This window comes from Candidatus Poribacteria bacterium, from assembly GCA_021162805.1.
Taxonomy (GTDB): Bacteria; Poribacteria; WGA-4E; order B28-G17; family B28-G17; genus JAGGXZ01.
On sequence record JAGGXZ010000139.1, the window covers coordinates 19,524 to 43,258 of the forward strand.

Below are 23,735 nucleotides of genomic sequence, written 5' to 3' on the forward strand. Positions count from 1 at the left end.
GTCATGTTCCTGAATGTTTTGAAGAGGTCTCTTATATACATGCTCATGTGGGCCATAACGATGTTCTCCTTCTACCTCATCGTGTGGAAGCCAAATGTGGAGGAGATCGAGGCGCTTGGAAGGCAGATCTCGATCAACCGGAAGAGCCTGAGCATGATACAGAAACAGATAAAGGAGGCCCCTGAGATCAACGAGGAGGAGCTCAATATGATTGAGAAATCCCTCGACCTGTTCCTGGCCAGAATACCAGCCGAGGTGGATCTGCCAGATATACTGGAAAGGGTGAGAGAGTTGGGGATCCGGAGACACGGGCTACGGATAAACTCCCTATCCGATGTGAGATCGGTCAAGGTGGCGGATAAAAAGGGGGGGTATTCAAAGGCCATATACAGGCTCATCGCTGAGGGCGATTTCAGAGGAATGGTAGGATTCATACGGGATTTGGAGAGCTCCCAGAGGCTCATCTCGATCGAATCCTTCTCCATAAAGGCAAGGGAGCTCGATCTGATGTTCGCCGTCCTCTACTGTCCGATTAAGGCGGAGGTGAAATCGGATGGTGAGACTCGATAACCTTATATTCATCGCGATAGCCGTTCTGCTGGTCATATGCGGAGCGATGGAGTATCGGCTGATCGAGAGAAGGATATCCGCTATGCCAATGCTGAGGCTAACACATCAGGTGAAGGAGAACGAGAAGCTGAATGAGATGCTCAAATCGATTCTGCGTCCCACTTCGATCACCCCTTTACCCTCAAAAGACCCGTTCGAGCCCCCGGATCTCCTGAAAAAGAAAGGGGATGAAGGGATCGAACTGAAGCTCACGACGATCTGTTGGAGTCGATCCAGAGCGATGGCCGTCGTAAACGGCAGGATATTCGAGGAGGGGGAGAGCGACCCAACGAGCAGGTTTACGGTCGAGAGGATCGATCCCGACGATGTGATCGTCAGACTGACAAAAGGAGGGAGTAAAACCTTGAAGATCAAGGGGGTGAAGGGACAATGAGGCTAAAGATCCTCATCATCATTGCGATCCTGATTTCAACCCTCTGGTTTTCAACCTTCTGCTGGGGATTGATAGCCAGGATAACCTCAATAAAGCTCAGTCAGGAGAACGGGGGTCTTGTTGTAAGGCTGGAGGGAAACGGCAAGATGGAGTTTCTCCTCAGACCGAGCTACTATAAAGGCGATAAGCTCGTGCTTTTCGGTGATATCCCAAACTCCTATTGTTTCGTAAACGGTAGGAGACGATGGAGGAGTCTGAACCCGCCGGATGAAAGAGTGGAAAAGGTACTACTTGCCCAGTATACCTTCAATCCGCCCGTGACGAGGTTGGTCTTCCTTCTGAGCGAGGAGGTCTATCCGGAGGTGCGGAGCGAACGCCGTTCGCTGATACTCTTCTTTCCGCCCAACGAGCCGAAAGGCGACCAACCGATCATGGATAAAATCGTGACCATAAGGTCGGAGGGCGAGACGCTGGGGAAAATGTTGAGGCTGCTCTTCGAACAGTATGGGGCAAATTTCATCGTCGAGAAGGGGGTGGATGTCAATCAGAAGGTCACCCTCAACCTCAGGGATGTGCCGCTCAGAGTGGCTCTCAGGGAACTTTTGAGTTCGCTCGGCTATCGGTTCGAGGAGACCGAAGGAGGAATAATAAGGGTAACAGCGAGGAGGAGCCAGCCTCAGGTCAAACCGCCCCCCCAACCTCCTGCTGGGTTTGCCGTTAAGACCTTCCGGCTGAAATACATATCCCCTGCCAATATCATACGGGCCCTGAGCGGAACGCTGCCTGAGGGGATCAAGGTCACGGGAGATGAGGCAAGTCGAACCTTAATCCTGTCGGGCGATGAGGTGGGGATAAAAAGGCTGGAGCCCATGGTAAGAAAGTTGATAGGGGAGATAGACCTGCCCCACCTGAAATGCCAATGAAGAGGGAAATCGAGGAGAAGCCTAAGCCTATCAAGAGGGTGTTTAAGATCGTCTACTCCGATCCGGAGGAGCTCAAGCGTATATTTACACCTCTGCTCTCCACTCAGGGTAAAATAGAAGCGATTACGGCCTCAAAGGGAGGATACGAAATAAAGCAGCCTTCAAACGCAAACGGCGGATACCTGATAATCTCCGACCTTCCGGAGGTGATCTCGACGATCGTGGAGGAGCTTAAAAAGCTCGATCGTCCCGCGCCTCAGGTGGAGATACGGGCATATATCATCGAGAGGACGATATCCGATGAGGAGCAGATGGGATTTAGCTGGAATTTCGGATATAGGAAAAGGAAACTTACCCTCAACGGCAGATCATCGGAAGATACGAGATCGAAGGGATTTTTGAACCTGCGCTACGGCACTCTATCTCCCGCCGAGTTCAACGCCGTTTTAAGGATGATCTCATCCAGTTCCAGGGCGAGAGTGCTTTCCAATCCCAGCATCACCGTCCTTGAAGGCCAGCAGGCGAGATTCCATAGTGGAGACCAGGTGGGATTTTCGAAGGTGACGATACAGCAGGGGATAGAGATGGTTGAAACGGAGTTCAAGGACCTCGGCGTGGTCCTGACCGTCACACCTCATGTTAAGGAGGGGAAAGCCGTCATGCTGGACATAGACATACAGGTCAGCGATCTCGGCGAATTGACCAAGACGGGTGAGCCGACGATCTCGACCAGAGAAGCACAGACCGAGGTGCTGGTGCGGGATGGTGAGACGTTGGTCATAGGAGGGCTGACATCTGAGAGAAAAATCCGTTCGACGGAGAAAACCCCTCTCCTGGGCGATATCCCGCTTCTGAAACGGCTCTTCACCTCTCACAACACAACTTCCAAGAGAAGCGAGGTGATCGTCTTCATAATTCCGAGAATAGCTAACCCGGTCGGAACTGCAGGTAACTCTCCAGAAGACAAATGCGTCGGCCTTGTCCAGTCGCCTCGAAATCCCTAAGATCGCCCTCATGATATCGCTTGATCCCGCGCCCGATATACGCTGCATAGTATCAACTCCGGTAACACCTCCGCCAATCGCAATAACGGCAGTATGATCCCGGCTTGACCGTAGCAGTAACCGGTCCCGACCACCTTCGGATTTCTCAGGGTGGGCCAGGCGATCAATACGGAGCCGTTCCTCTCCATTAGCCTGTAACGAAGGCGTAAATTCATCGCCTGATGATCTCTATCTTACGGGGTTCGACGTAAAGGAGCACCATGCCTTTGGGCAGGACGAAATCGGTGTCTAATATCTCCACCGATTCATCTCCCTCCTTGATTCTATCCGCTCTGATCTCAGCTTTGATCGATGAGATCTCGTCAAGCGAGAGATGATCTGGCACCTTTACCGTAATGGTTACCTTATCCTGGGCGAGCTTTAACCTGCCGTTTTCCCCCTTTATCTCTACAGGGACGGAGTCGATCCTGACCGAATTAACATACCATTGTCGCCGAGTCTGAGGCTGCACCGACGCTTTGAAGGGTATCTCCCTTTCGCTCTGCCAGGAGTAAAGCCACAGTGCCGCCGCTATGAGCACACATGCCACCTTGATCTCCACGTTCCTGAAGATTTTTCTCTCCTTCATCTCCGTTCCTCTCCTCTCTCGTTGGTGGAATGGAGGAGATATGAGCTGAGCATTCTCTCGAGCGTCAATGGGTTGAGATCCTGATGTAGTTTGCCCTCGGCAGCCAGCGAGATGATACCCTTGTCCTCTGAGACGATGACGGCTATCGCATCTGTGCTTCGGCTCAGTCCTATAGCAGCTCGATGTCTATAGCCGAAGCCGATCTCTTCACCCAAAAGATCCCTGGATATCGGCAGGATAACGCTTGAAGCAGCTATGCGAAGGTTGCGTATCACCACCGCCCCATCTCTCACCGGGCTCTCCGGCGAGAAGATCGTCAGGATCAGCTCCCAGGTGATAAGGGCATCCATCTTGATCCCCGATTCAACGAAGTAATCGAGCTTATCCTCCCTCTCGAAGACGATAATTCCCCCGACGCCCGATTTGACCATTCGTTCGGCGGCCTTCGATATCTCCGAGATGCACCTTTGCAGATCCGTGTTCCCCCCCAGGATGGTCCATCTCTGTCCCAATCTGGAAAGGGCGCCTTTGAGTTCGGACTGAAAGAGTATGATAAAGGCTATCACTCCCCAGGTCCAGAACTTCCCCAGCAGCCAGGATGCGGCTCTCAGATGGATGAGATTCGCCAGGAAGGAGATGATCGCCAATACGGCTATCCCCTTTATCGCCTGAGCGGCCTTTGTGCTTCGGAGCATCATAAAGAACTGATAAAGCACAAAGGAGACGAGAGAGATGTCAATCAGTATGAGGATTACGTCCTTAACTATATTCAGCATGACTTAAGGCGGCAGATAGCATCTGTCATAACGGCGACCCGTTTCATCTGCTTAACGTCATGCACTCTCACAACATCAGCACCGTTCGCTATTGAAATCGCCACGGTGGCCGCCGTTCCCTCCAATCGCTCTTCCACAGGCAGATCTCCCAGCGCTTTGCCTATAAAGGATTTGCGTGATGTGCCGATGAGAATCGGAGACCCTAGCGATTTGAACTCCCTCAGCCTGCGGAGTATCTCGATGTTGTCCTCATACCTCTTGCCGAAACCTATTCCAGGATCGATCATGATCCTATCTCGATCGACGCCGCCTTGAAGGGCTGCTTCGATCCTCTCATCTAGGAAGGAGTAGATCTCAGAGATAAGGTCATCATACTCAGGGGATACCTGCATGGTTTTAGGAGTGCCCTTCATATGCATCAACACCACGCCGACCTTCCCCCTTGCGGCCAGATCCACCATCCTAGGATCTCTAAGGGCTGTTATGTCGTTTATAATCGAAGCGCCGGAATCTATAGCCTCTTCAGCGACTGAAGGCTTATATGTATCGATGGATATAGGTAGATCGATTCTTCTGGCGATCTCCTTTATGACGGGGATCACCCTTCTTTTCTCTTCATCATCATCGACCGGATCGGCGCCCGGGCGAGAGGATTCACCGCCCACATCTATGATATCGGCTCCTTCCTCGGCCATCCGCTCGGCGTGCGCTATAGCATCATCAAGCTTGAGAAATCTGCCGCCGTCCGAGAAGGAGTCGGGTGTGACGTTCAGGACCCCCATTATGAGCGTCCTTTGGCCTAGGATTATCTCCCTTCCGGCACAGTCCATACATCTTCGGCCCTCAAGTTCGTAGTTATCGATCGCCTTTCTGATTTCCTCGGCCGCTCCTTTCAACCCGAAGGGCTGAACTGAAAGCTTTTTCAGGAACCCTTCAAACTGTTTCTTAGTTCCCATGACTAGGACGGTGGTTCTTTCCGTCTCGAGCGTCAGGGTCTCCCTTGCGGTGGCGACCTCTCCCCCCAGCGAAAGCATCTCCTGTTTCATGATATTGGCGGCCGTGGTTCTAACCCCTTCGACCCTGACCAGATAATGGAGCCCTTTGGGCGTCATTATCCTGGTTCCATAGATGGTCGCGCCGATCCTTTGTATCTCCCTTTTAATCTCATCTTCACGCTCAAGCTTCAGAACCCTTGCCCTCATCGCTAACCTCTGTCGGGCCGTTGAACTTCGCAGGCTGTGCCTCTTCGAGGCTCGGTCTCGGGCCGAGGATCTCCTCGATCTCCTTGGCGTCGAGCACCTCCTTCTCCAGCAAAGCTTCGGCCAGCCTTTTGAGCTTGTCCATGTTGTTTTGGATTATGCCTTTCGCCCTGTCATAACATTCGTTTATTATCCGCTTCACCTCGTTATCTATCTCAAGTGCCGTTCGCTCGCTATAATCCTTATGTCTTGCCAACTCCTTACCCAAGAAGATCTGTTCCTCCCGTTTGCCGAAGGTAACCGGTCCGAGTTTCTCGCTCATCCCCCATTCACATACCATCTTTCTCGCCAGCTCCGTTGCCCTTTCAAAATCGTCCTTTGCGCCTGTGGTCGGATCGCCGAATATCAGCTCCTCCGCGACGCGCCCTGCAAGACGTGTGGTTATCTCGGCCAGCAGATATCTCTTGCCGTAGTTGTGCCTCTCCTCCAAGGGTAACTTCTGGGTGATGCCAAGGGCCCTTCCTCGGGGGATAATACTGCACTTATAATTCGGGTCTCCTTCGGGCAGCAGATGTGAGACCAAGGCGTGACCTGCCTCGTGGTAGGCGATAACCCTTTTCTCCTTATCGCTTATCAGCATGCTTCTCCTTTCGGGCCCCATCATCACCTTATCCTTGGCCTCCTCAAGGCACTCCATATCCACGAACTCCTTGTTCTTTCGGGCAGCTATAAGAGCCGCTTCGTTGACCATGTTCTCGATGTCGGCTCCGGAGAAATAGGGTGTTCCCTTTGCCAGGATTTCAATATTATCCCAGACCTCCGGTGCCGTTCTGACGTTCTTCAGGTGTATCTTGAAGATCTCAGCCCTACCCTTCACATCGGGCAGATCGACGACGATCTGTCTGTCGAATCTTCCCGGCCTCAGGAGCGCCGGATCAAGTATATCCGGTCTGTTCGTGGCCGCGATGACGATCACGCCTTCGGAGGAGTCAAACCCGCTCATCTCGACGAGCAATTGGTTGAGCGTCTGTTCCCTCTCATCATGCCCCCCGCCGATACCTGCTCCCCTGTATCTGCCGACGGCATCGAGCTCATCGATAAAGATTATGGCAGGTGCGTTCTTCCTGCCGGTTTCAAAGAGATCTCTCACACGACTGTTGTGAAGCAATATGGGTTTTTCACCGCCGAAGAACGCCTCATTTTCACACCCACATAGGTCATAGACATATCCATCATACGGCATAGCCACAACTTCCCTAACGATCGGGCTCTTCCATTGGTTGGGTATATCCGGCTCTTCATCCGCCAGCGGGTTACACGTTTTTCCTATTATAAGCCTCCAGTATTTACCTCCAGGAAGCGGCTTACTTTTAATGATACGCCCTGGTTTTTGGTTCATCTCCTGGATCCCAACGGCGATACCATGCATTGAACACAACCATGCTAACTCGAGAATTAGCTGACGACTGGCGGAAGTAACGGAGAGTTTCCCCTCTTTGGTGGTATAGCCATCTCCGAGCACGTAACCTTCGAGGTACGACCTGAAATATTCGAACGGTAGATCCCATAGTATCTCAGGGATATGTTTGTTTCTGCTGCCGTTTCCACAAAGCGTGGCGAAAAACCTGCCGAGAGGAGCAGAATGATAGGTGATGCGTACCGTGTTATCCGTCGTCTCAGTAAGCTTCGGCTCCAGATTGAATATCTTTTTCACCAGGTGAATCAAATCGAGATGTAGTTCCGTCTCGTGTTTGCCGAAGATGAATTCCACGAATTGGCCCGGGGACCTCCCCTCAGCGGTGTAATATCCCAGAAGCTTCATTAGAGCCGGTGTAACGGTCACTTTCTCCGGGAGGCCGATCTCAAAGGATCTATAGGTCAAGGGGCGTGGAATATGAACTCCCCTCTGCCAATTTCCTACGGTCGCCTGCGATACGCCTATGATCTGAGCTATTTGGCGTTGAGACATGTCCTCAGCATGTTCTAAAGCGAACTTATACTTCTCAGCAAATTCAAACTTCTCCTCAGCGACCAGCAACACTACAGGCTCTTCAGCTGGTTCAAACCTATGAGCTCTAACATGGTGAGGGGTACCATATTCCGGGGAGTGTTTTCCTCTCACCTTGAACGGCAGTGAGACCAATACATCACCGGGCTTAAGATCACGCGTGGGTTTAGCTATAATACCGTTGCGGGTTCGGACGAACACGCTATGATCGCCCGTTGTTCTCACCTTACCTCCGAGATATCGGATTTCATAGATTTCATTTACCTTGTGGCGATATACCCCATAGACACTCTTCCAGGCGCTGCACCCGAAGAACCTTTTAGACGATCCCTTAAACTTGGATTCTTTCTCCTCGAAACCTAAAGTTTGAACGCCCTTAACTGGAACGATAAATCCCTCTTCGCCATCCCGGTAGAACTGATCTACGAACTCGCCTATAGGCATCAACCTGGTACCCCGTTCCGATCGAATCAACACGGGGGTATCCCCTGTGACGGATGCTCCCACACCTACAAACATCTCCACGAAATCGGAGCCGCTTATGCTGAAGAAGGGAACACCGGCTTCGCCCGCCACAGCACGTGCGAGCAGGGTGTTGTGCGAGATAAATCCATTCGAAATAAAGGAATGATCGGTGGGAACGGTGAAATCGTAGACATCTGCATAACCATATTCGATAGATTGAACCGGGGAGAAGAACAGATCGATACTTGCTAATCGCGAGAGATATTCCACTTCATCCTTGCGAACTATATCTCCGAAGGCCTGCACGAATTCCTTTAGTGTATTGCGGGAAACGCGGCCTCGATCTCGCACTTTATCAATAAGCGCTGCCAATCGACTTGTGCTTCTTCCGGATAAGCTAAGCTCCTTCCAGCATTCAACGAGTATATCGCTGATGTTGTAAAATAGGTCCACATTTGTGTTGGTTCCAACGTTTGCCCTCTGCAGATATTCATCCATCAATTTCTGTTTACGCTTCAGCCTAAACCCGATCTCTCTGGCGAATTTGGGCAGATAAACACCGGAGATGGTTATCTCATAAACCCTGTGCGGATGGTTTCGGCCAACCTCGGATTTGACGCGAAGCTTGGGAACGATACCAATGTTCAACAGCATCGCTGTTACTTGATCGGCCAACCTCTTGCTCGTCGTGCTGTAACCGAAGGCATACCGCTGGAAGTAACCGTCAGCGTCAAACAATCCCTGAAGGAACGATATCTGCACCTCTTTAGGAGCTTGTAGAACGGTGTCGGGAACTGATTTGTCATCCGCTATCTCCGCATCCTGAGTCGTTAACTCAACTCGGTTGCTTACGCTCATATTGCCATCGCCCGTCAGCAATCCCATCAGATAAGCCTGCTCCTCATCCACTTCGCTCGAATGGCCGAAGATTTGAGTGTTAAATTTAATCGCTGCGATGTCCCCCTCTTTAAGCTCGGAGAGCGGTCGGAATTCCAACCTCCCATCCTCGTTCATCATGATGATGGGGTGTTCCGGAGTACCTTCAATCGTCACCCCCTGTTTCAGCGTAATCCGGATCGTAGGTTGTTTCCCAAGATGATACCAATGCGACGCCCGATTAACTTTGGGCTTCAACGTATTCAGATCTATCGTAGGAAGATAAGCCCCTTCAACCATATTTGTATGGGGATCAACCCAGAAATACCTCGGAATATCCTGTATCTCAATTAGACCTTTATTGGTAAGAATGAGGGTATCACCTACGACGCATTTCCCTGTGCCGGGGGGACCGACCAGAAGCACGCCTTTTGGTATCCTTCCGCCGAGACGCTGATATTTCTTCGGATCTCTGAGGAAATCCACTACCTCTCGTAGCTCCTCCTTCGCCTCCTCGCATCCGGCCACGTCATCGAAGGTTTTCTTCGGATGCGATTCGCTGAACCTTTTGGCTCTGCTCTTGCCGAAGGAGAGGGCTTTGTTTCCCGCCCCCTGCATCTGTCTGGAGATGAAGATCATGACGGCTATGAACAACACCACAGGGAGAAGGCCGCTGAGGAGCATCGTCAGCCACTGAGGGAAGTGCGAGGAAGGCTCTATGTAGAAGGTCACACCGTATTTCAACAGCTCCTCCTCAAGCGGATAGTTGGAGAACGGATCCCTCGGTATCCTGAACCTCTCAAACGGCCTGGACTCTATGACCTGCCTTCCCTGAACGGGGAGATACTGCGGTTCGGTGAACTCCCCCTCGATCCACTCCTTACCTATATATACCCTCGCTACCTTCCCCTGTTCGATGAGCTTATGAAATTCACTGAAGGGAAGGTTATCGTATGTCTGAGCTTTTTGAGGTCTAAGTATCTGATAGGATGCGAAGACGAGAATAGATACCAGAATGAGCCAAACAAGCATCCCTCTGGCATTTCTGTTCACGAGAAATCCCCTCACAATCCTGATAAGAGATTACAGTTTCAGTATACCATACCAGATCGTCGGTAGCAAGGTTAATTTGAAACCCCGATCCTCACCACCTCGCAGATCTCTCCGCGGCCTTCAAACCCTTCTAAGATCTCCTTTATGAAGGTCCGCTCCTTTAAGTTGAGCGATGGAGTGGTTATATAAAGTTTCTCCTTCGCTCTTGTCAACGCCACGTACCAGATCCGCCTCTCCTCTCTCAGTTGCTTTTCCCTCTCGATCCTCCAGTGGTTCTTTATCCCGATCTCATCGTATACGCTTAGGAGTCTTTCCCTGGAATCAACGTATGGATCCAATTTAAAGGGTCTTTGGCCATCCACCTTGGTGTTTATCAGCAGGCCGTCCTCCTCATCGAACATCAGCTTCGGTATCTTGGACTGTGCGGGGAAGATCCTCTCCTTGGCGTTGACCACGAAGACCACGTCGAATTCCAGCCCCTTGGCCTGATGAACGGTCATGATCCGCACCACCTCCTCCATTTCCACCTCAGCTTCTTCCTCCCCGATCTCCCTTTCGACGGAAAACTGGATGTAACTGATGAAATCCTCAAGCCTCTGCCATCCGCCGACTGCCGTCCGACGTTGGATGTTTTTGGCCTCAAATCTCCCTGCCAGATGCAGGATCTTCCGCAGATTAGCGGCCACCCTGATCGATTCGCTCTCCGAAAGCCTTTCCAACAACAAGCTGTATCCGCTCAACTCGATAACCCATTTGGCGATTCGGTATACCGAGACATTTTCCTCCTTTATCAGCCGGCTGAGGTCGATCAGCGTGTGTCGAAGCCTCACCAGCCGCTCGGCTATGTCCCGTCCGAACTCCTCGTTTAACCTTACGGGATCGGAGATAGCGCGGAAGAAGGACTCGGGATCGATCCTTCTGAGTCTGTATATCGATTCGTCATTTAAGCTCACGGCGGGGGATTTAAACGCTCTGATCATCGCCTGATCATCGTTTGGATCGAGGCAAAGCCTCAGATAACAGACTATATCCTTGATCTCCTCCCTGTCATAGAATCCCACGCCTCCGACGGTCAGGTATGGGATCTGCTCCCTCCTTAAGGCGTCTTCATAGGCTTTGGCATGTTTCACGCTTCGCATGAGTATGGCGATCTCGTTCGGTTTGACCTCCTTCTCTATCAGATCCCGGATCGACCGGGCGATGAACTCCGCCTCAGAGGTTCTGTCGGGTGCTATGACGATTTGGACCTGTGGTTGATTGGCGTAACCTTTAAGCTCGGGTTCTAGTTTGACGGCCCTTAGGGCGAAATTCGGGTCGAGCGTTATGGAATGATGGGCGACTTCGAGGATTTCGCCGTAAGATCTGTAGTTTTTGGTGATATCCAGCGATTTCCCCCCCCACTCCTCCGCTCGAAAATCCTCGACGTTCTCCACCCTTGCATCCCGCCAACCGTAGATGGATTGTTTGTCATCGCCCACCACCGTCACGTTGGACATCCTCTCATCGGCCGCCAGCAGTTTCAGCAGCTTAAATTGTGCCTCGTTGGTATCCTGAAACTCATCCACAAGGATGTATCTGAACTGAGATCTATATTTCTCCCTTATCCGATCGTTTTCCGAGAGCAGATCGTATGCCCTGAAGATGAGGTCGGCGAAGTCGAGCCTGTCCTCCTCCGCAAGCCTTCGCTGATATTCGCTGTAGATCAAGTATATCACCTCTTCCATCTCTCTCTCATATCTCAGCTGATCTTCCACAGGTTTAAGCCTTCTTGAAAGCGCATCTCGGGTTCGATCTGGCATTTCCTCTACCAGGTCCGATTCTCGCAGTCTGTGCAGTTTATCCCTGAAGTTGCTTCTTCCCGAAGCCGACATCCTTTTGAAATCCTCCGGGGATATCAACCTATCCTTGAGGTGGAGGATGAAATTGAAGAGGTGCCTGTAAAATAGATCAGTATCGGTGAAATCGATATTAGGGTATTCCTCTGGGCTGAAGGGTATACGGAGGTTAAAGAGATCATCCACCACATGGTGGAAGAGCAGCCTCGCCTCCAGCTCATCCATAACCTCGAACTCGGGATCCAGCCCGGCCTCGAAGGCGTTCTCCCTAAGCACCCTACCGCAGAAGGAATGGAAGGTGCTGACCCAAAGTCCCGTGAAATCCAGCGGGTTCTTTATGATCCCTTCCTCCCTGGCCAATCTGATGATCCTGCCGGCCATCTCATCGGCGGCTTTGTTGGTGAAGGTCAACGCGAGGATATTGTGCGGTTTGAGATCGGGATGGTCTTTCAGAAGTCGGACGAACCGGTGTGTGAGGATGGTAGTCTTGCCCGTCCCAGCCCCGGCGATCACCTTCAGGGGTGAATCGATCGGGTGTGTTATGGCCTCCTGTTGTTGGGGATTAGGTTTGAGCCTCATGATTTTTTCACCTTTATAAGGGCCTCACCTACTCGGAGATATTATCTTACATTGGGCAAACGACGGTCAAGTATATCCGCTTGACATGCTCACCGCTCTAAGGTATAGTATCTTCGCCATTCCAACCAGAAAAAGGAGGATGCAACCGGGCGATGCTGAAGATCATCTTCATGGGAACCCCGAAATTTGCCCTCCCTTCGCTTAAAGCTCTGTATGAATCGGATTTCATCGAGATACTTTCCGTCGTAACGAAGCCGGATGAGCCTAGGGGACGGGGGATGAGACATATGCCGCCTCCCATAAAAACGGCGGCCGAGAAACTCGGATTAAAGGTATATCAGCCGAAAAGGGTTTCCTCTCCTAAGTTCATCCCGAAACTCAGAGAGATGGCGCCTGATGTGATCGTGGTCGTGGCGTATGGACAGATACTTAAGCCGGAAGTTCTCGAGATTCCCCTCAAAGGATGTGTGAATCTTCATCCCTCACTCTTGCCCAGATATCGAGGTCCCGCTCCGATCCAGTGGGCCATAATCAACGGGGAGGAGGAGACGGGTGTGACGGTGATGTTCTTAGATGAGGGGGAGGACACGGGCGATATAATCGCACAGAGACGGGTGAGGATCGGTGAAGGTGACACCGCTGAAACCCTACACGACCGGCTTTCACAGATCGGTGCGCAGCTTCTGGTTGAGGTGCTGAGAGATATGGATCGAGGGAAGGTGAGTCGACGGAGACAGGATCATGCCCAGGCCACCTATGCCCCTAAGCTGAAAAAGGAGGATGGCCATATAGATTGGACGGCGGATTCCGCTCGGATATGTAACCTGATCAGGGGAACGAAACCATGGCCCGGCGCATACTCTTACCTCCAGGACGGCAGGATGATCAAAATCCATGAGGCGATCTCCTCCCAACCGGATGAGGGACCGGAGGTCGATCTGGAACCGGGGCAGATCTACGTCTCACCGCGTAACGATCTCTTCGTTAGAACAGGGGACGGGTGGGTTAGGCTCCTTTCCGTCCAGCCTGAGGGGAAAAGAAGAATGAGCGGCCCTGATTTTGTAAACGGATACAGGGTCAAAACCGGTGATAGGTTAAGATGAGTGAGGAAGCGCTCGTCAAAGCGGTGAAGATATCCCTGATATCTCTGGTTCTGATTCTGTTTGTGGGGATGATCTTCGTCTTTATCATCCTTCCCCGCCAGATCAGAGGTAAGGTGGTTGAGGTGCCTAACGTCGTGGGCAGGAGAGCCGAGGAGGCCGAAAGGAAACTGATCGGCCTGCGGCTTCGTCCCGTTGTAGAGACACGCAGGTTCAGCAACACCGTCCCCGAAAACCACATCATAGCCCAATCGCCCCAGGCAGGTATGAAGGTTAAACTTGGTGGCAAGGTGAATCTGGTCGTCAGCCTCGGCAGGGATAAGGTGACCGTGCCCGATCTCACGGGCAAGATGATAGACGAGGCCGAATCGATGTTAGGCGAGGTGGGTTTAAGGGTGGGGGTGAGATCACGTGTGTATTCGGAAAAGCCATCCGGGATCATCATAGCCCAGAATCCGCCGCCCAAGAGCGTGGCTGCCAGGGGAGATCCCGTGGATCTGTTGATAAGCGACGGAATCTATCCCGAACCCTTGATAATGAACGATCTCAAGGGGATGAAGCTGGAGAAGGCTGAGGAGGCGATCCGGAATAGCGGGCTCTCAATCGGGGAGGTGAGTTTCCAACAGGCGAAGGATCGTGAGGCGGAGACGATCATCTCGCAGAACCCATCGCCTGGAAGCCCGATCAAGGCGGGGGATAAGGTGGATCTTGTGGTGAGCGTGCCGCAGGTGAAAAAGAGGCTTTCCTCACGCCCGGTGGTTATAAGGCATATCGTCAATCCCAATGCCGAGGGTGAAGTGCATGTCAGGATCGTAGTGGAGCATCAGCGGGGGATAGAGAGGCTCGTAGATGGGTATTTCTCCCCAAGCGAGAAGATCGAAAGGCTGGCCTTTGTCGTCGGTAAGGCTGTGGTCAGGATCTATGAGGACGATATGGAAAAACCGGTCAAGGAGGAGGTCCTTAGATGAGGATTCTCATATCACCTTCAATCCTCGCCGCCGACACGGGTAAACTCGAAGATGAGGTGAGAAGAGTGGAGGAGGCGGGGGCGGATTGGCTTCACATAGATGTCATGGACGGCCACTTCGTGCCGAACCTCTCCTTCGGCCCGAAGGTGGTATCGGATCTCAGAGGGCGATCGGATCTCCTCTTCGATGTCCATCTTATGGTGGATAACCCCCTGGATTTCATAGATCCGTTTGTGGAGGCAGGGGCGGATCTGATCACCATACATCTGGAAGCCATATCCTGTGATGAGATCGAACATCTTATCGATGAGGTTAAATCGCGTGGGGTTATGGCCGGGGTGGCGTTGAAACCCGGAACCGACTGGCATCCCCTAGAGCCTTTCTTTAAAAGGATGGATCTTATTCTACCTATGACCGTCAACCCCGGCTTCAGCGGTCAGAAGTTATTGGTGGAAGAGCTAGATAGAATAAGAGAGATAAGTAAAGCCGCATGCAGGATGGGTTCCCCCAGATTCATCCAGGCCGATGGCGGGATCAATCCGCAGAACGTCCATATGGTGATCCAGGCGGGAGCGAACGTGATAGTATCTGGCACGGCGATCTTCAAAAGCGGAGATATCGCCAAGGCCATTCGAGATCTTCGAGGAGCGAGTTCCCCTATGCGATCTGCTTCGACGATCGAGACGACGTGGAAGTGGCGCAGGGATCAAGGAGAATAGAGGGAAATAGAGGCGAAGCGATATCTGATAGGGCATCTGTGACAGAGAGGCCTTTTCCTACATACCTCTTTACAGTGTCTCACTATAAGAGCGTGGTATTCGTTGTAGAGAGCCACATCGCGCGGGAGGTTCTCCATGAAAAGCGCCCTCAGTTTCTCGTATTCTATCCCCTCATCCTCGATCAATCCCAGACGTCGGAGAAGCCTTCTGGTATAGGCATCCACCACAAAAGAGGGTTTCCCGGCGGCATATAGGAGTATAGAGTCAGCTGTTTCCGGGCCTATACCGTGGATACCGAGGAGCTCATCGCGCAGAGGATCGAGATCCTGAGAGAGCATTCCCTCAAGCGATCCGTTATACCTCCTGAAGAGATGTTCCACGAAAGATTTAAGCCTTCTGGCTTTCAGATTGGGGTATCCCGCCGGTCTTATAAGCTCGGCGAGCTTTTTCTCATCGAGCTGAAGGATGAGGTGAGGGATGAGATCCCCGGCCGATTTGAGGTTTTCGACGGCACGCTCTACATTTCTCCATGCGGTGGCCTGTGTCAGGATCGCGCCTACGATCATCTCAAAAGGTGTCTCCGCGGGCCACCATCTCTGTGGGCCGTAGGCCTCATAGAGCGATCTATAGAGCTCGATCAGACGATCTCCTACAGCTTCGGCTGCCACCTCATCCTATAGGCCACTTTGAAATATCCCACCTGTTCCCTTTTATCCCCCTCCTCGTTGTAGGTGTAAACGAGGAAGAGGTTGCTTTCGGGTTTAAACTCCCAGGAATAGAGGGCGAAGAGGCTTCTATGGCCGTCGAGCTTCCCCTCTGCGGTGACCCTCAAGGTCATATCCTGGGTGAACCTGTAGTCGAGGACGGATCGGATTATCCTTTGATCCTCCTCGCCCTCCATCCTAAGCCACTGCCCTTCAATTCTGATGGAGGCCATTTCAACCGGCCTGAGGCTCAATCCGGGGCCAAGAAAGATCACGTTCCTCTCATCCCTGGTGCCGATCTTGAAATCCATATTGAGCGTCACAAACTTGGGTGGGAACCAGCCGAAAAAGCCGTCTATGCTGCGATCGTTATATCCGATCGAGATGTCCTCCGGGTCCGTTCTGAACTCCTTCGAAAGGCCGGTTCTCAGGAAGAAATCCCACAGACCTATCATTCCCCCGATCTCCCATCTCTCGTTTGTCCTGATGCCGTCGATCGTCTCGCCGTAGGAATAGCCCGATCCGAATCCCAAATGCCTCAGGAGCCTGCTCTTGAATTTCCTGTGAAATCCCCCCTCAAGCCTGATTCCCCTTCTACCTATGAAGATATCCGGCAGGAATCCCGCCTCTGCGGAGAAATCCTTTCCCACCTGCTGGAGGCCGATGGATATACCCACCGGATCTTTATTCCAGCCGCCCCTTATCGTGAAAGCCGTATCGGATTTTCCCTTTTCGCCTCTGTCGGTTTGGCTGGCCGCCATCTGACCTGAGAGGCTCAGTTCATGGGGAAATCTCAGCGAAAAGTCCACGCCTCCCACCCTGTTTGCGCCCCCGGAGTATTGTTTATTTACTGCCAGCAGGCCGATCGTCGATCTTTGTCCTACATCTCTCTGGATTCTGGCCACCATGAAGTTCGCCGGTGGTTCGATCTCCTCACCCTCCTCATTTTCCACTTTTTCGGCCTGTGTGTCGAAAAGGGCGAAGCTATATCCGCCGACTTTGCCCACCGCCTTGGCTCCGACGAGGGGTTGGAGGATCTTACGGGTGTAGAAGATATCGAGTGGCGTTCTGAAAAGCTCCTCTCCCTCCATGAAGAAGGGGCGTTTTTCGGGGAAACGGATCGGTATGTCCGAGAGATTGATCCTTTCAGGATCCGCTTCGATCTGGGCGTAATCAGGGTTGACGGTCAGATCGACCGTGATGTTTGGGAGCGGTATCCTCACATCCACGCCCGCATTTGCGTCCACCGATCCCTCCTCGACGTTGCCGCTTGAGGTGAGATACGGTTTAAACTCCATGGGTCTTGATGTCACCAGCCTTTCGGTGGGAAGCCCAACCAGGTCACCGTAATATGCCGGATCATGGCTGCTCTCGCCCGGATACGCCCACACGTCCTCCTCATCCAGCCACTCGATGTTTCTGAGGAAGTTTATCCCCCAGCTTTCATCAGGTCCCTTTTCGAATCTGAGCTCACAGAAGGGTATGGCTATCTCGGCCGTCCATCGATCCTCCAACCTCTGCGATCGGGCATACCACTCGCAATCCCAACTTTTACCCCTTCGGAACGGCCCTCTCCTAGCCCTCGTGTATCGCTCCTCAGATTTAGTTGAAAGGGGGTTGACCGAGAAGATATAAGCGTTGCGCCTGTCGTGAAAGGTATCCAGCATCACCTCGACATAGTCGTCATTCCAGAACTCCTCATCGTGTCTGGTTGCATTTGCCTGTACCTTCTCCATATCATGCATGAAACATTCGAAACCGACGTAGAGAAACTTATCGTCATAGAGGAGGTGGACAACTGTTCTCTCGGAAGGCTTTCCACCGCGCTGAGGTTCGTCCTGTATGAAATCATCGACTTTCGCTGCTTTCTTCCAAACATCATCGGTGAGAAACCCATCTATCTTGGGCGGACGATCCGTCCTGATGGCCTTAATCACTTTCACGCTCCGTTCCGCCTGAGCGAAGATGACCGAGCAGAGGAGACAAAAGATGATGCTAAGAACCAGAGTTTTCAGGTGCATCTGACCCCTCCTTAATCTGATCCCATATCTCGTCCATCTCCTCCAGCGACATGTCTCTCAGGTCTCTGCCCATACTTTCAGCCCGCTTTTCGAGTTCCCTAAACCGTCGTATGAACTTCTCATTAGCCTTTCGGAGTGCCTCCTCGGGCTCGACCTGGAGAAGGCGGGCGAGGTTCACGATGGCGAATAACAGATCGCCGAGCTCCTCCTCGATTTCCCCAAGTTCACCGGAGGAGATGGCCTCCCTGAGCTCCTCTATCTCCTCCTCTATCTTCGGCAACACCTCCTCGGGCTTGCCCCAATCAAACCCCACCCTGGAGGCTCTCCCCTGAAGTTTTCGAGCTCTCAGAAGGCTGGGAAGGCTTGCCGGTATGCCGTCAAGTACCGATCGTCTGTCCTGATATCCCTTCTCCCTGCGCTTGATCGCCTCCCAATTGGAGAGCGCCTCCTGAGGTGAGGAGACGCGCACGTCGCCGAAGACATGAGGATGGCGTCTGATCAGTTTCTCGGTTATGGTCCGAACGACGTCATATGCGTCGAACAGATTCTTCTCGCTTGCGATCTGGGAGTGCAACATCACTTGCATAAGCAGATCCCCCAGCTCCTCACGCAGCTTATCCGGATCGCCGGAGTCTATCGCCTCCAGCACCTCGTATGTTTCCTCCAGCAGATTTGATTTGAGCGTCTCGTGTGTCTGAGCTTTATCCCAGGGACATCCGTTTTCGCCTCTCAGCGCCGCGACCACATCGACGAGCCTGTCGAAAGCCTTTACGTCCTTCCCCATCAATCTCTCTCCTCTCCTAAGTTCGCTCTATCCCCCTTGTAGGCGGATAACACGCTATGAGTTTCATCCGACCCCTGTATTCATGCTCTTCAAGCGATGCGGGTATGAAGATACAATCACCCTGCCTGAGTGGAAGGGATCCGAAATCGCCTCTGATAACTCCTTCCCCCTCAACGATGACCCCTATGTAGAAGGTTTCCCTCGCGAGGGAGAGCTCACCGTTCACCTCGAGGCTTTCAGCGCTGAAGCACTTAGCTATCTCCTCGTCTATCAACCTCGTCACCCTGCCACCGGGGCTTTCCTCCGTTACCTTCGGCTCAAGCTTATATTTTCCTTCAAGTTCCTCTTCGCTCATCCCTTCATACTCGAAGACTTTAAGAGCTGTTTCCATCCCCAGCCCCATACTGCATTCCTCCTCGGTTAACACCGCTCCGCCGCTCCCCCTCCTTTCAACCAGCACGACGAAGTCCGTGGGCTCCTGAACCTCCACCATAAAAACGCCGGGACCGATGGCGTGAGGCACTCTACTTTTGACGAGATATACATCTCCGGGTTGAACGGGGATCCTATGTAGATAGCTCTCCATCGCCGGCACATCTTGTCTCACAACGGCCTCTTTGAATCCTTCCTCGCTCACGCTTGGCTTGAATCCGAGCAGGATATATGGGGGTTCAGGCATGTCCTCTCTAACGCGTAGGATTATCCACGATTCGGTCTTGCCGTAATCGGAGTTGAGATATCTTCTGGCGAAGGATTTATCGGGATGTGCCTGGATCTGGAGCCTCTCGGCCGAATCCAGGAGCTTTACCAACAGGGCTGTCGTCTCGCCGAACCGGCTCAGGTGTCTCTCGCCCAGCATGTCCTGAGGGAAACGATGGATTAGATCGAGCAGGGTGACCGTTTCCCCTTCCCAAACGACCTTGCTCAGCCCTTCGTCAGGCGGATGTCCAGGGCCGTTTATAGCCCTTGTGATCGAGGCGGCCCACTCCTCGGGGTAGTTCCCATCCTTCGGATTTGGCTTGCCGCGCAGCTCATCTATCAATCTACCTCCCAGATATGACCGCCAGACGCGGTTGGGCAGACATTTGAGTGGCGAATTTATCTTCCTCATATCCTCTCCTCCCTCTTATATCTCCCTCAGATCGACCTCCATCGTGTCCAGATCGAGGATCGCTACGGTGGACCGACCCTTAAGCCATCCGCCCGCCTCACCCGGGTTGATCAGGAGCGTCTCGCCGATCCTTCTCACCTCCGGGACATGTGTGTGGCCGTAGATCACGACATCATACCGTCCGCTTTCGGCGATCGTCTCGACGAGGGCATCCTTGTGGGTCAGGAATATCCTCCTGCCTGAGACCTCGACCTCGACGTAATCCTCTGAGATCTCCCCTATCCCCTCGAATCTGGCCCTCAGGCCGAACTTTTCGCCGTCGTTATTGCCGAACACCCCTATAAGCTTACATCTAAGTTTCCCGAAAGGACCCGCGGTAAAGGGCGAGATGAAATCGCCGGCGTGCAACACCATTCCGACCTCCTCGTCGTTGAACAGCTCCACAGCCTTTTCGATCTTAGGTATATTGTCGTGGGTATCGGATATAACCCCTATCTTCACGCCTCACCACCTCCGTTCTCATCATTTGAGCGTCCGGATAATTATCGCTTGAAAGGCCTCTCAGGTCAAGTCGAGTCTGCGTGGTTGACGTGGAAATTGACCTGCCCTATAATTATTCCCGACAAAAATCAGATGAGGGTGGAGGCGCTATGATTTGTCTCTTGGCATCGGCGTTAACGGTTGACATCGGAGACGTTTCGGACGAGCGTTGGGTGTATCCGCTATGTCGACCGCTCGATGTGAGTGAAAACGGGCCGTTTGTGGCATTACCGGACGGGAACCTGCTGACGGTGGGCGGTGAGGGAATGCGGATAAGCTCGGATGACGGAAAGACCTGGTCGCCGCCGCATCCCGTCTGTCCCGGCATCAACGATAGGGAACCGGGTTCCCATTACCTTTTGCGAACCGAGAACGGCGTTCTCGTCATGGTCTACCTGGATTTCACCACTTACAGGTTTAGCTGGGACGATAAGGTGGGCGAGCCGAAGGAGGACTGTCGACTGGAGCTGTGGGCTATCCGCAGCCTGGATGGTGGAAGAAACTGGGTTGATAAACAGAGGCTTCTGGACGGTTACAACGCTAACTTCTTCGGTTTCATCCAAACGAGTGCGGGCCGGCTCGTGGTCGTCGCCGAACATCTTGTGAGCGATCCGGGCAGATGGGTCGTGTGCTCTTTCATCTCAGATGACGAGGGCAAGACGTGGAAACGGAACAATTTCATCGATCTGGGCGGGCATGGACATCATGACGGGGCGACGGAGCCGACCGTCGCCGAGCTGAGTGACGGGCGCTTGCTCATGTTCATCCGAACAAATCTCGACCGTTTCTGGCAGGCGATATCGGAAGACGGCGGAAGATATTGGCGTATCATCCAGCCGAGCCGGATAGATGCCAGTAGTTCTCCCGGATATCTGATTCGACTGCATAGCGGCCGACTTGTGCTGGTTTGGAATCGCCTGAATCCCGAAGGGCGCGTTTTCCCCAGATCCAAACCCGGCCCGGCATCGGAGATGCCGGCATCCTGGCATCGGGAGGAGCTGTCCATTGCCTTCTCCGAGGATGACGGAAGAAACTGGACGAAACCTGTCGTCATCGCCCGACAGAAAGGGGGACAGCTGAGTTATCCTTATCTTTTCGAACGCCGCCCCGGCGAGCTGTGGATCATCGTTGGATTCGCCTTCCGTAAGGGGTGGAAGGATCCACTGCCGCTCCGGCTTAAGCTGAACGAGGATGAGTTTATACGGGCTGTGAAGGGATAACATCATGACATCGAGGAGATGTAAAGGGCTTCGCCCGCCTTGGCAGTAACTTAACGCATGTAATGGAGCGATACCATGGGATCTAAAATCTGGAAAGGCTGGGAGGAATACCAGGTCATCATGTGGAGCACAGGTGCTCCTAAGGAGTTATCAACCTGGTTTGAACGGCTGAAAGAGATGGGATGCACGGCTGAAGAGTGTTATCGAGACCGTGACCCGACTCCGTTTGTCCGATACCGTTTCGGATTCTACGTTGAGAACCTTGTCCCCGAACTGGCGTATCTCCATTCCCGTCGGAAATTATATGACGAGGATTTCCGTAACTACACCTCCACTCAAGATAGGCGTTTTCTCGTGCGTAGGCCGTGCCTACATGATCCGGATTTCTGGAAGGAGATAAAACCACGGCTTCAGGAGCTAGTGCGCCCCTATGTATCCCATGACCCGCTGCTCTATAACCTCCAGGATGAGCTCTCCATCGGTTCATTCGCATCGCCGATGGATTACTGCTTCGGACCACACACCCTACGTGAGTTCCGCCGATGGCTCAGGGAGAGATATGGGGCGCTTGAGGCGCTGAATCGGGAATGGGAGACTCAATTCGCCTCGTGGGACGAGGTCGAACCGATGACCACCTATCAGATCAAGAGGAGAGAGCGAGAAGCATTGGCCGAGGGACAACTGGAAAACTACGCTCCCTGGGCTGATCACAGGGAGTTCATGGATCTATCCTTTGCCCGCACGCTGGCCCGGCTTCGGGAGTTCATCCGCGAGCTGGATCCGACCACGCCTGTTGGGATAGAAGGCACACAGATGCCCAGCGCCTGGGGCGGTTATGATCTGTGGAGACTGTCACAGGTCATCGATTGGGTAGAACCCTACGATATCGCCAACAGCCGCGAAATATTCCGCTCCTTCCTGCCATCTGATGCACCGGTGGTGTCAACGGTGTTCGGAAGCGATATGCCCCGGATCAGACGAAAGCTCTGGTGGCTACTCCTACACGGAGATCGGGGCTGTATCATCTGGGACGACGAGAAAAGCCGTTGTATCGAGAAGGCCAAGGACGGTATGCCGATCACCGAACGCGGCAGAGGATTGGCCGAGATATTCGAGGAGCTGAAATCCATCGCGCCGATGCTCTTCAAGCTTCAACCCGTGATCGATCCCATAGCGATCCACTACTCCCAGGCCAGCATCCGAGCGCATTGGATGTTTGACTCACGGGAGGACGGTGACTCATGGCCGCGCCGGTTCTCGTCCTACGAAGCCGCTCACTCTCTGTTTGCCCGCGTGCGCGATAGCTTCGTACGGATCATCGAGGATCTGGGATTGCAGTTCAGATTCGTCTCCTACGAGGAGATCGAAAACGGCGAACTTCTTAAAGGCGGATATAAGGTGCTGTTTCTACCTCAATCGGTGGCGATGTCGAGGGAGGAATGTCGACGAATAGAGGAGTTCGTTCGAGCCGGCGGAACGGTGATAGCCGATAACATGACCGCTACGATGGATGAGCATTGTAAACGGCTGCCATACGGACAGATGGATGAACTGTTCGGCATCAAACGCGAGGAGGTAAGATGGAGACCAAAAGCGGAGGGCGGGTCACTGCCATCGGAGGTGCCGGAAGCTGCTCCACTTCAGGTTTATGAGCCTAATATAGCCGTGACTACCGGCAAGGCGTTATACCTAATCGGGGAAAGCCCGGCCGTTATAGAGAACAAGGTGGGAAAGGGACGGACGATCTATCTCAACCTGGACATGCATGACTACGGCAAGCTCAGGCTCACCCCACCCAAAGGCGAGAATTACCTCGCTCTCTTCGGGCGGCTGCTGAGCGAGTCCGGTATAAATGCCCCCGTGAAGGTGCTCGATGCGACGACCGGACAACCGGTACCATGTGTTGAAATATGGCGGTATCGGAGTGAGGATTCGTATTACATCGCTCTGATGCGAAACCCCGAGTTCGATGTCGATTCGCTTCGAGATGTGGGATATCCCGATAACTCTGAGCTTGAGGCGAACGTTCAGATACAGGTTATCCTCCCGCGCCGAGCCCGCGTGGAGGAGGTGAGGAATGGAAAGGATCTGGGGATAACCGACAGGGTGGAGATGCGATTAGACCCATGGAGTCCGATCATTCTGAAGTTGTCCCGCTGAAAGAGGCGAGGAACCCTCCCGAAGGGGGCCGGGTTGAATTTTCACCGAGCCGGTGATAT

Annotated in this window: 20 protein-coding genes and 2 pseudogenes; 9 read left to right on the top strand and 13 right to left on the bottom strand. The window is 52.9% G+C overall.

The annotated features are described in order from the left end of the window. Positions 1 to 3 precede the first annotated feature (3 nt). From pilO to J7M22_10415, 4 genes are read left to right on the top strand one after another with little or no spacing between them, the layout of a single operon-like run. Positions 4 to 570, top strand: a complete 567-nt coding sequence (pilO, locus tag J7M22_10400; protein MCD6507020.1) for a type 4a pilus biogenesis protein PilO — start codon at positions 4 to 6, stop codon at positions 568 to 570. After that, on the top strand, positions 554 to 1,003 hold the full coding sequence (locus tag J7M22_10405) for a hypothetical protein (protein ID MCD6507021.1): 450 nt from the start codon (positions 554 to 556) through the stop codon (positions 1,001 to 1,003). The genes pilO and J7M22_10405 overlap by 17 nt, the downstream gene beginning before the upstream one ends. Beyond that, complete coding sequence (locus J7M22_10410) at positions 1,000 to 1,926, top strand: secretin and TonB N-terminal domain-containing protein (protein ID MCD6507022.1); 927 nt, start codon at positions 1,000 to 1,002, stop codon at positions 1,924 to 1,926. The genes J7M22_10405 and J7M22_10410 overlap by 4 nt, the downstream gene beginning before the upstream one ends. Next, complete coding sequence (locus J7M22_10415; protein ID MCD6507023.1) at positions 1,923 to 2,930, top strand: hypothetical protein; 1,008 nt, start codon at positions 1,923 to 1,925, stop codon at positions 2,928 to 2,930. The genes J7M22_10410 and J7M22_10415 overlap by 4 nt, the downstream gene beginning before the upstream one ends. Positions 2,931 to 2,938: 8 nt before the next feature. On the opposite strand, the gene J7M22_10420 is transcribed toward J7M22_10415, so the two are convergent. From J7M22_10420 to J7M22_10455, 8 genes and pseudogenes are all read right to left on the bottom strand, one after another. Then, entirely contained in the window at positions 2,939 to 3,145 is a 207-nt protein-coding gene (locus J7M22_10420) for a hypothetical protein (GenBank protein ID MCD6507024.1), read from the bottom strand. Continuing rightward, entirely contained in the window at positions 3,142 to 3,558 is a 417-nt protein-coding gene (locus J7M22_10425) for a hypothetical protein (GenBank protein ID MCD6507025.1), read from the bottom strand. The genes J7M22_10420 and J7M22_10425 overlap by 4 nt, the downstream gene beginning before the upstream one ends. After that, positions 3,555 to 4,334, bottom strand: coding sequence for a diadenylate cyclase CdaA (gene cdaA / locus J7M22_10430; protein MCD6507026.1), 780 nt, complete (start codon positions 4,332 to 4,334; stop codon positions 3,555 to 3,557). The genes J7M22_10425 and cdaA overlap by 4 nt, the downstream gene beginning before the upstream one ends. Then, positions 4,328 to 5,536 carry a dihydropteroate synthase gene (folP, locus tag J7M22_10435; protein MCD6507027.1) on the bottom strand — a complete coding sequence of 403 codons (1,209 nt, stop codon included), beginning with the start codon at positions 5,534 to 5,536 and terminating at the stop codon, positions 4,328 to 4,330. The genes cdaA and folP overlap by 7 nt, the downstream gene beginning before the upstream one ends. After that, positions 5,511 to 8,060, bottom strand: a complete 2,550-nt coding sequence (locus tag J7M22_10440) for an AAA family ATPase (GenBank protein ID MCD6507028.1) — start codon at positions 8,058 to 8,060, stop codon at positions 5,511 to 5,513. Before J7M22_10440 ends, folP begins: the two co-directional genes overlap by 26 nt. Beyond that, a pseudogene (locus J7M22_10445) lies at positions 8,037 to 8,135 on the bottom strand (AAA family ATPase). The gene J7M22_10440 and the pseudogene J7M22_10445 overlap by 24 nt, the downstream one beginning before the upstream one ends. Continuing rightward, positions 8,133 to 9,914: pseudogene (locus tag J7M22_10450) on the bottom strand (ATP-dependent metallopeptidase FtsH/Yme1/Tma family protein). The pseudogenes J7M22_10445 and J7M22_10450 overlap by 3 nt, the downstream one beginning before the upstream one ends. A 92-nt stretch (positions 9,915 to 10,006) precedes the next feature. Continuing rightward, a complete protein-coding gene (locus J7M22_10455; GenBank protein ID MCD6507029.1) occupies positions 10,007 to 12,349 on the bottom strand; it encodes an ATP-dependent helicase in 2,343 nt (780 codons plus the stop codon). Positions 12,350 to 12,504: 155 nt separating this feature from the next. Here J7M22_10455 and fmt point away from each other — a divergent pair, with 155 nt between their 5' ends. The 3 genes from fmt to rpe are packed head-to-tail and all read left to right on the top strand — an operon-like array spanning position 12,505 to position 15,136. Continuing rightward, on the top strand, positions 12,505 to 13,452 hold the full coding sequence (fmt, locus tag J7M22_10460; GenBank protein ID MCD6507030.1) for a methionyl-tRNA formyltransferase: 948 nt from the start codon (positions 12,505 to 12,507) through the stop codon (positions 13,450 to 13,452). Beyond that, on the top strand, positions 13,449 to 14,417 hold the full coding sequence (locus tag J7M22_10465) for a PASTA domain-containing protein (protein ID MCD6507031.1): 969 nt from the start codon (positions 13,449 to 13,451) through the stop codon (positions 14,415 to 14,417). The genes fmt and J7M22_10465 overlap by 4 nt, the downstream gene beginning before the upstream one ends. Then, the gene (rpe, locus tag J7M22_10470) at positions 14,414 to 15,136 is read left to right on the top strand and encodes a ribulose-phosphate 3-epimerase (GenBank protein MCD6507032.1); all 723 of its coding nucleotides are present in this window, start codon (positions 14,414 to 14,416) and stop codon (positions 15,134 to 15,136) included. Before J7M22_10465 ends, rpe begins: the two co-directional genes overlap by 4 nt. Here the strand turns inward: rpe and J7M22_10475 are convergent. The 5 genes from J7M22_10475 to J7M22_10495 all read right to left on the bottom strand — a co-directional run bounded on the left by J7M22_10475 (position 15,124) and on the right by J7M22_10495 (position 20,257). Continuing rightward, positions 15,124 to 15,702, bottom strand: coding sequence for a hypothetical protein (locus J7M22_10475; GenBank protein ID MCD6507033.1), 579 nt, complete (start codon positions 15,700 to 15,702; stop codon positions 15,124 to 15,126). The two genes, rpe and J7M22_10475, sit on opposite strands and share 13 nt — an antisense overlap. Positions 15,703 to 15,785: 83 nt before the next feature. Continuing rightward, on the bottom strand, positions 15,786 to 17,861 hold the full coding sequence (locus J7M22_10480; GenBank protein ID MCD6507034.1) for a carbohydrate binding family 9 domain-containing protein: 2,076 nt from the start codon (positions 17,859 to 17,861) through the stop codon (positions 15,786 to 15,788). After that, entirely contained in the window at positions 17,836 to 18,645 is an 810-nt protein-coding gene (gene mazG / locus J7M22_10485) for a nucleoside triphosphate pyrophosphohydrolase (GenBank protein ID MCD6507035.1), read from the bottom strand. Before mazG ends, J7M22_10480 begins: the two co-directional genes overlap by 26 nt. Before the next feature lie 16 nt (positions 18,646 to 18,661). Further along, complete coding sequence (locus J7M22_10490) at positions 18,662 to 19,756, bottom strand: class I mannose-6-phosphate isomerase (protein MCD6507036.1); 1,095 nt, start codon at positions 19,754 to 19,756, stop codon at positions 18,662 to 18,664. A gap of 15 nt (positions 19,757 to 19,771) precedes the next feature. Next, positions 19,772 to 20,257: a metallophosphoesterase gene (locus J7M22_10495; protein MCD6507037.1), complete on the bottom strand. Its 486-nt coding sequence runs from the start codon at positions 20,255 to 20,257 to the stop codon at positions 19,772 to 19,774. Positions 20,258 to 20,406: 149 nt separating this feature from the next. Here J7M22_10495 and J7M22_10500 point away from each other — a divergent pair, with 149 nt between their 5' ends. Then, positions 20,407 to 21,516, top strand: a complete 1,110-nt coding sequence (locus J7M22_10500) for an exo-alpha-sialidase (GenBank protein MCD6507038.1) — start codon at positions 20,407 to 20,409, stop codon at positions 21,514 to 21,516. Between the two features lie 75 nt (positions 21,517 to 21,591). Continuing rightward, entirely contained in the window at positions 21,592 to 23,676 is a 2,085-nt protein-coding gene (locus J7M22_10505) for a beta-galactosidase trimerization domain-containing protein (protein MCD6507039.1), read from the top strand. Positions 23,677 to 23,735: the final 59 nt, after the last annotated feature.

Excerpts from the sequence above, each read along its gene's own strand:
- J7M22_10420 (MCD6507024.1), bottom strand. The coding sequence starts at position 3,145 with ATGAATTTACGCCTTCGTTACAGGCTAATGGAGAGGAACGGCTCCGTA.
- J7M22_10455 (MCD6507029.1), bottom strand. The coding sequence starts at position 12,349 with ATGAGGCTCAAACCTAATCCCCAACAACAGGAGGCCATAACACACCCG.
- folP (MCD6507027.1), bottom strand. The coding sequence starts at position 5,536 with ATGAGGGCAAGGGTTCTGAAGCTTGAGCGTGAAGATGAGATTAAAAGG.
- mazG (MCD6507035.1), bottom strand. The coding sequence starts at position 18,645 with ATGGGGAAGGACGTAAAGGCTTTCGACAGGCTCGTCGATGTGGTCGCG.
- pilO (MCD6507020.1), top strand. The coding sequence starts at position 4 with ATGTTCCTGAATGTTTTGAAGAGGTCTCTTATATACATGCTCATGTGG.
- J7M22_10440 (MCD6507028.1), bottom strand. The coding sequence starts at position 8,060 with ATGTTTGTAGGTGTGGGAGCATCCGTCACAGGGGATACCCCCGTGTTG.
- rpe (MCD6507032.1), top strand. The coding sequence starts at position 14,414 with ATGAGGATTCTCATATCACCTTCAATCCTCGCCGCCGACACGGGTAAA.
- J7M22_10425 (MCD6507025.1), bottom strand. The coding sequence starts at position 3,558 with ATGAAGGAGAGAAAAATCTTCAGGAACGTGGAGATCAAGGTGGCATGT.
- J7M22_10405 (MCD6507021.1), top strand. The coding sequence starts at position 554 with ATGGTGAGACTCGATAACCTTATATTCATCGCGATAGCCGTTCTGCTG.
- cdaA (MCD6507026.1), bottom strand. The coding sequence starts at position 4,334 with ATGCTGAATATAGTTAAGGACGTAATCCTCATACTGATTGACATCTCT.
- J7M22_10500 (MCD6507038.1), top strand. The coding sequence starts at position 20,407 with ATGATTTGTCTCTTGGCATCGGCGTTAACGGTTGACATCGGAGACGTT.
- J7M22_10480 (MCD6507034.1), bottom strand. The coding sequence starts at position 17,861 with ATGCACCTGAAAACTCTGGTTCTTAGCATCATCTTTTGTCTCCTCTGC.
- J7M22_10475 (MCD6507033.1), bottom strand. The coding sequence starts at position 15,702 with ATGATCGTAGGCGCGATCCTGACACAGGCCACCGCATGGAGAAATGTA.
- J7M22_10410 (MCD6507022.1), top strand. The coding sequence starts at position 1,000 with ATGAGGCTAAAGATCCTCATCATCATTGCGATCCTGATTTCAACCCTC.
- J7M22_10415 (MCD6507023.1), top strand. The coding sequence starts at position 1,923 with ATGAAGAGGGAAATCGAGGAGAAGCCTAAGCCTATCAAGAGGGTGTTT.
- J7M22_10465 (MCD6507031.1), top strand. The coding sequence starts at position 13,449 with ATGAGTGAGGAAGCGCTCGTCAAAGCGGTGAAGATATCCCTGATATCT.
- J7M22_10505 (MCD6507039.1), top strand. The coding sequence starts at position 21,592 with ATGGGATCTAAAATCTGGAAAGGCTGGGAGGAATACCAGGTCATCATG.
- J7M22_10490 (MCD6507036.1), bottom strand. The coding sequence starts at position 19,756 with ATGAGGAAGATAAATTCGCCACTCAAATGTCTGCCCAACCGCGTCTGG.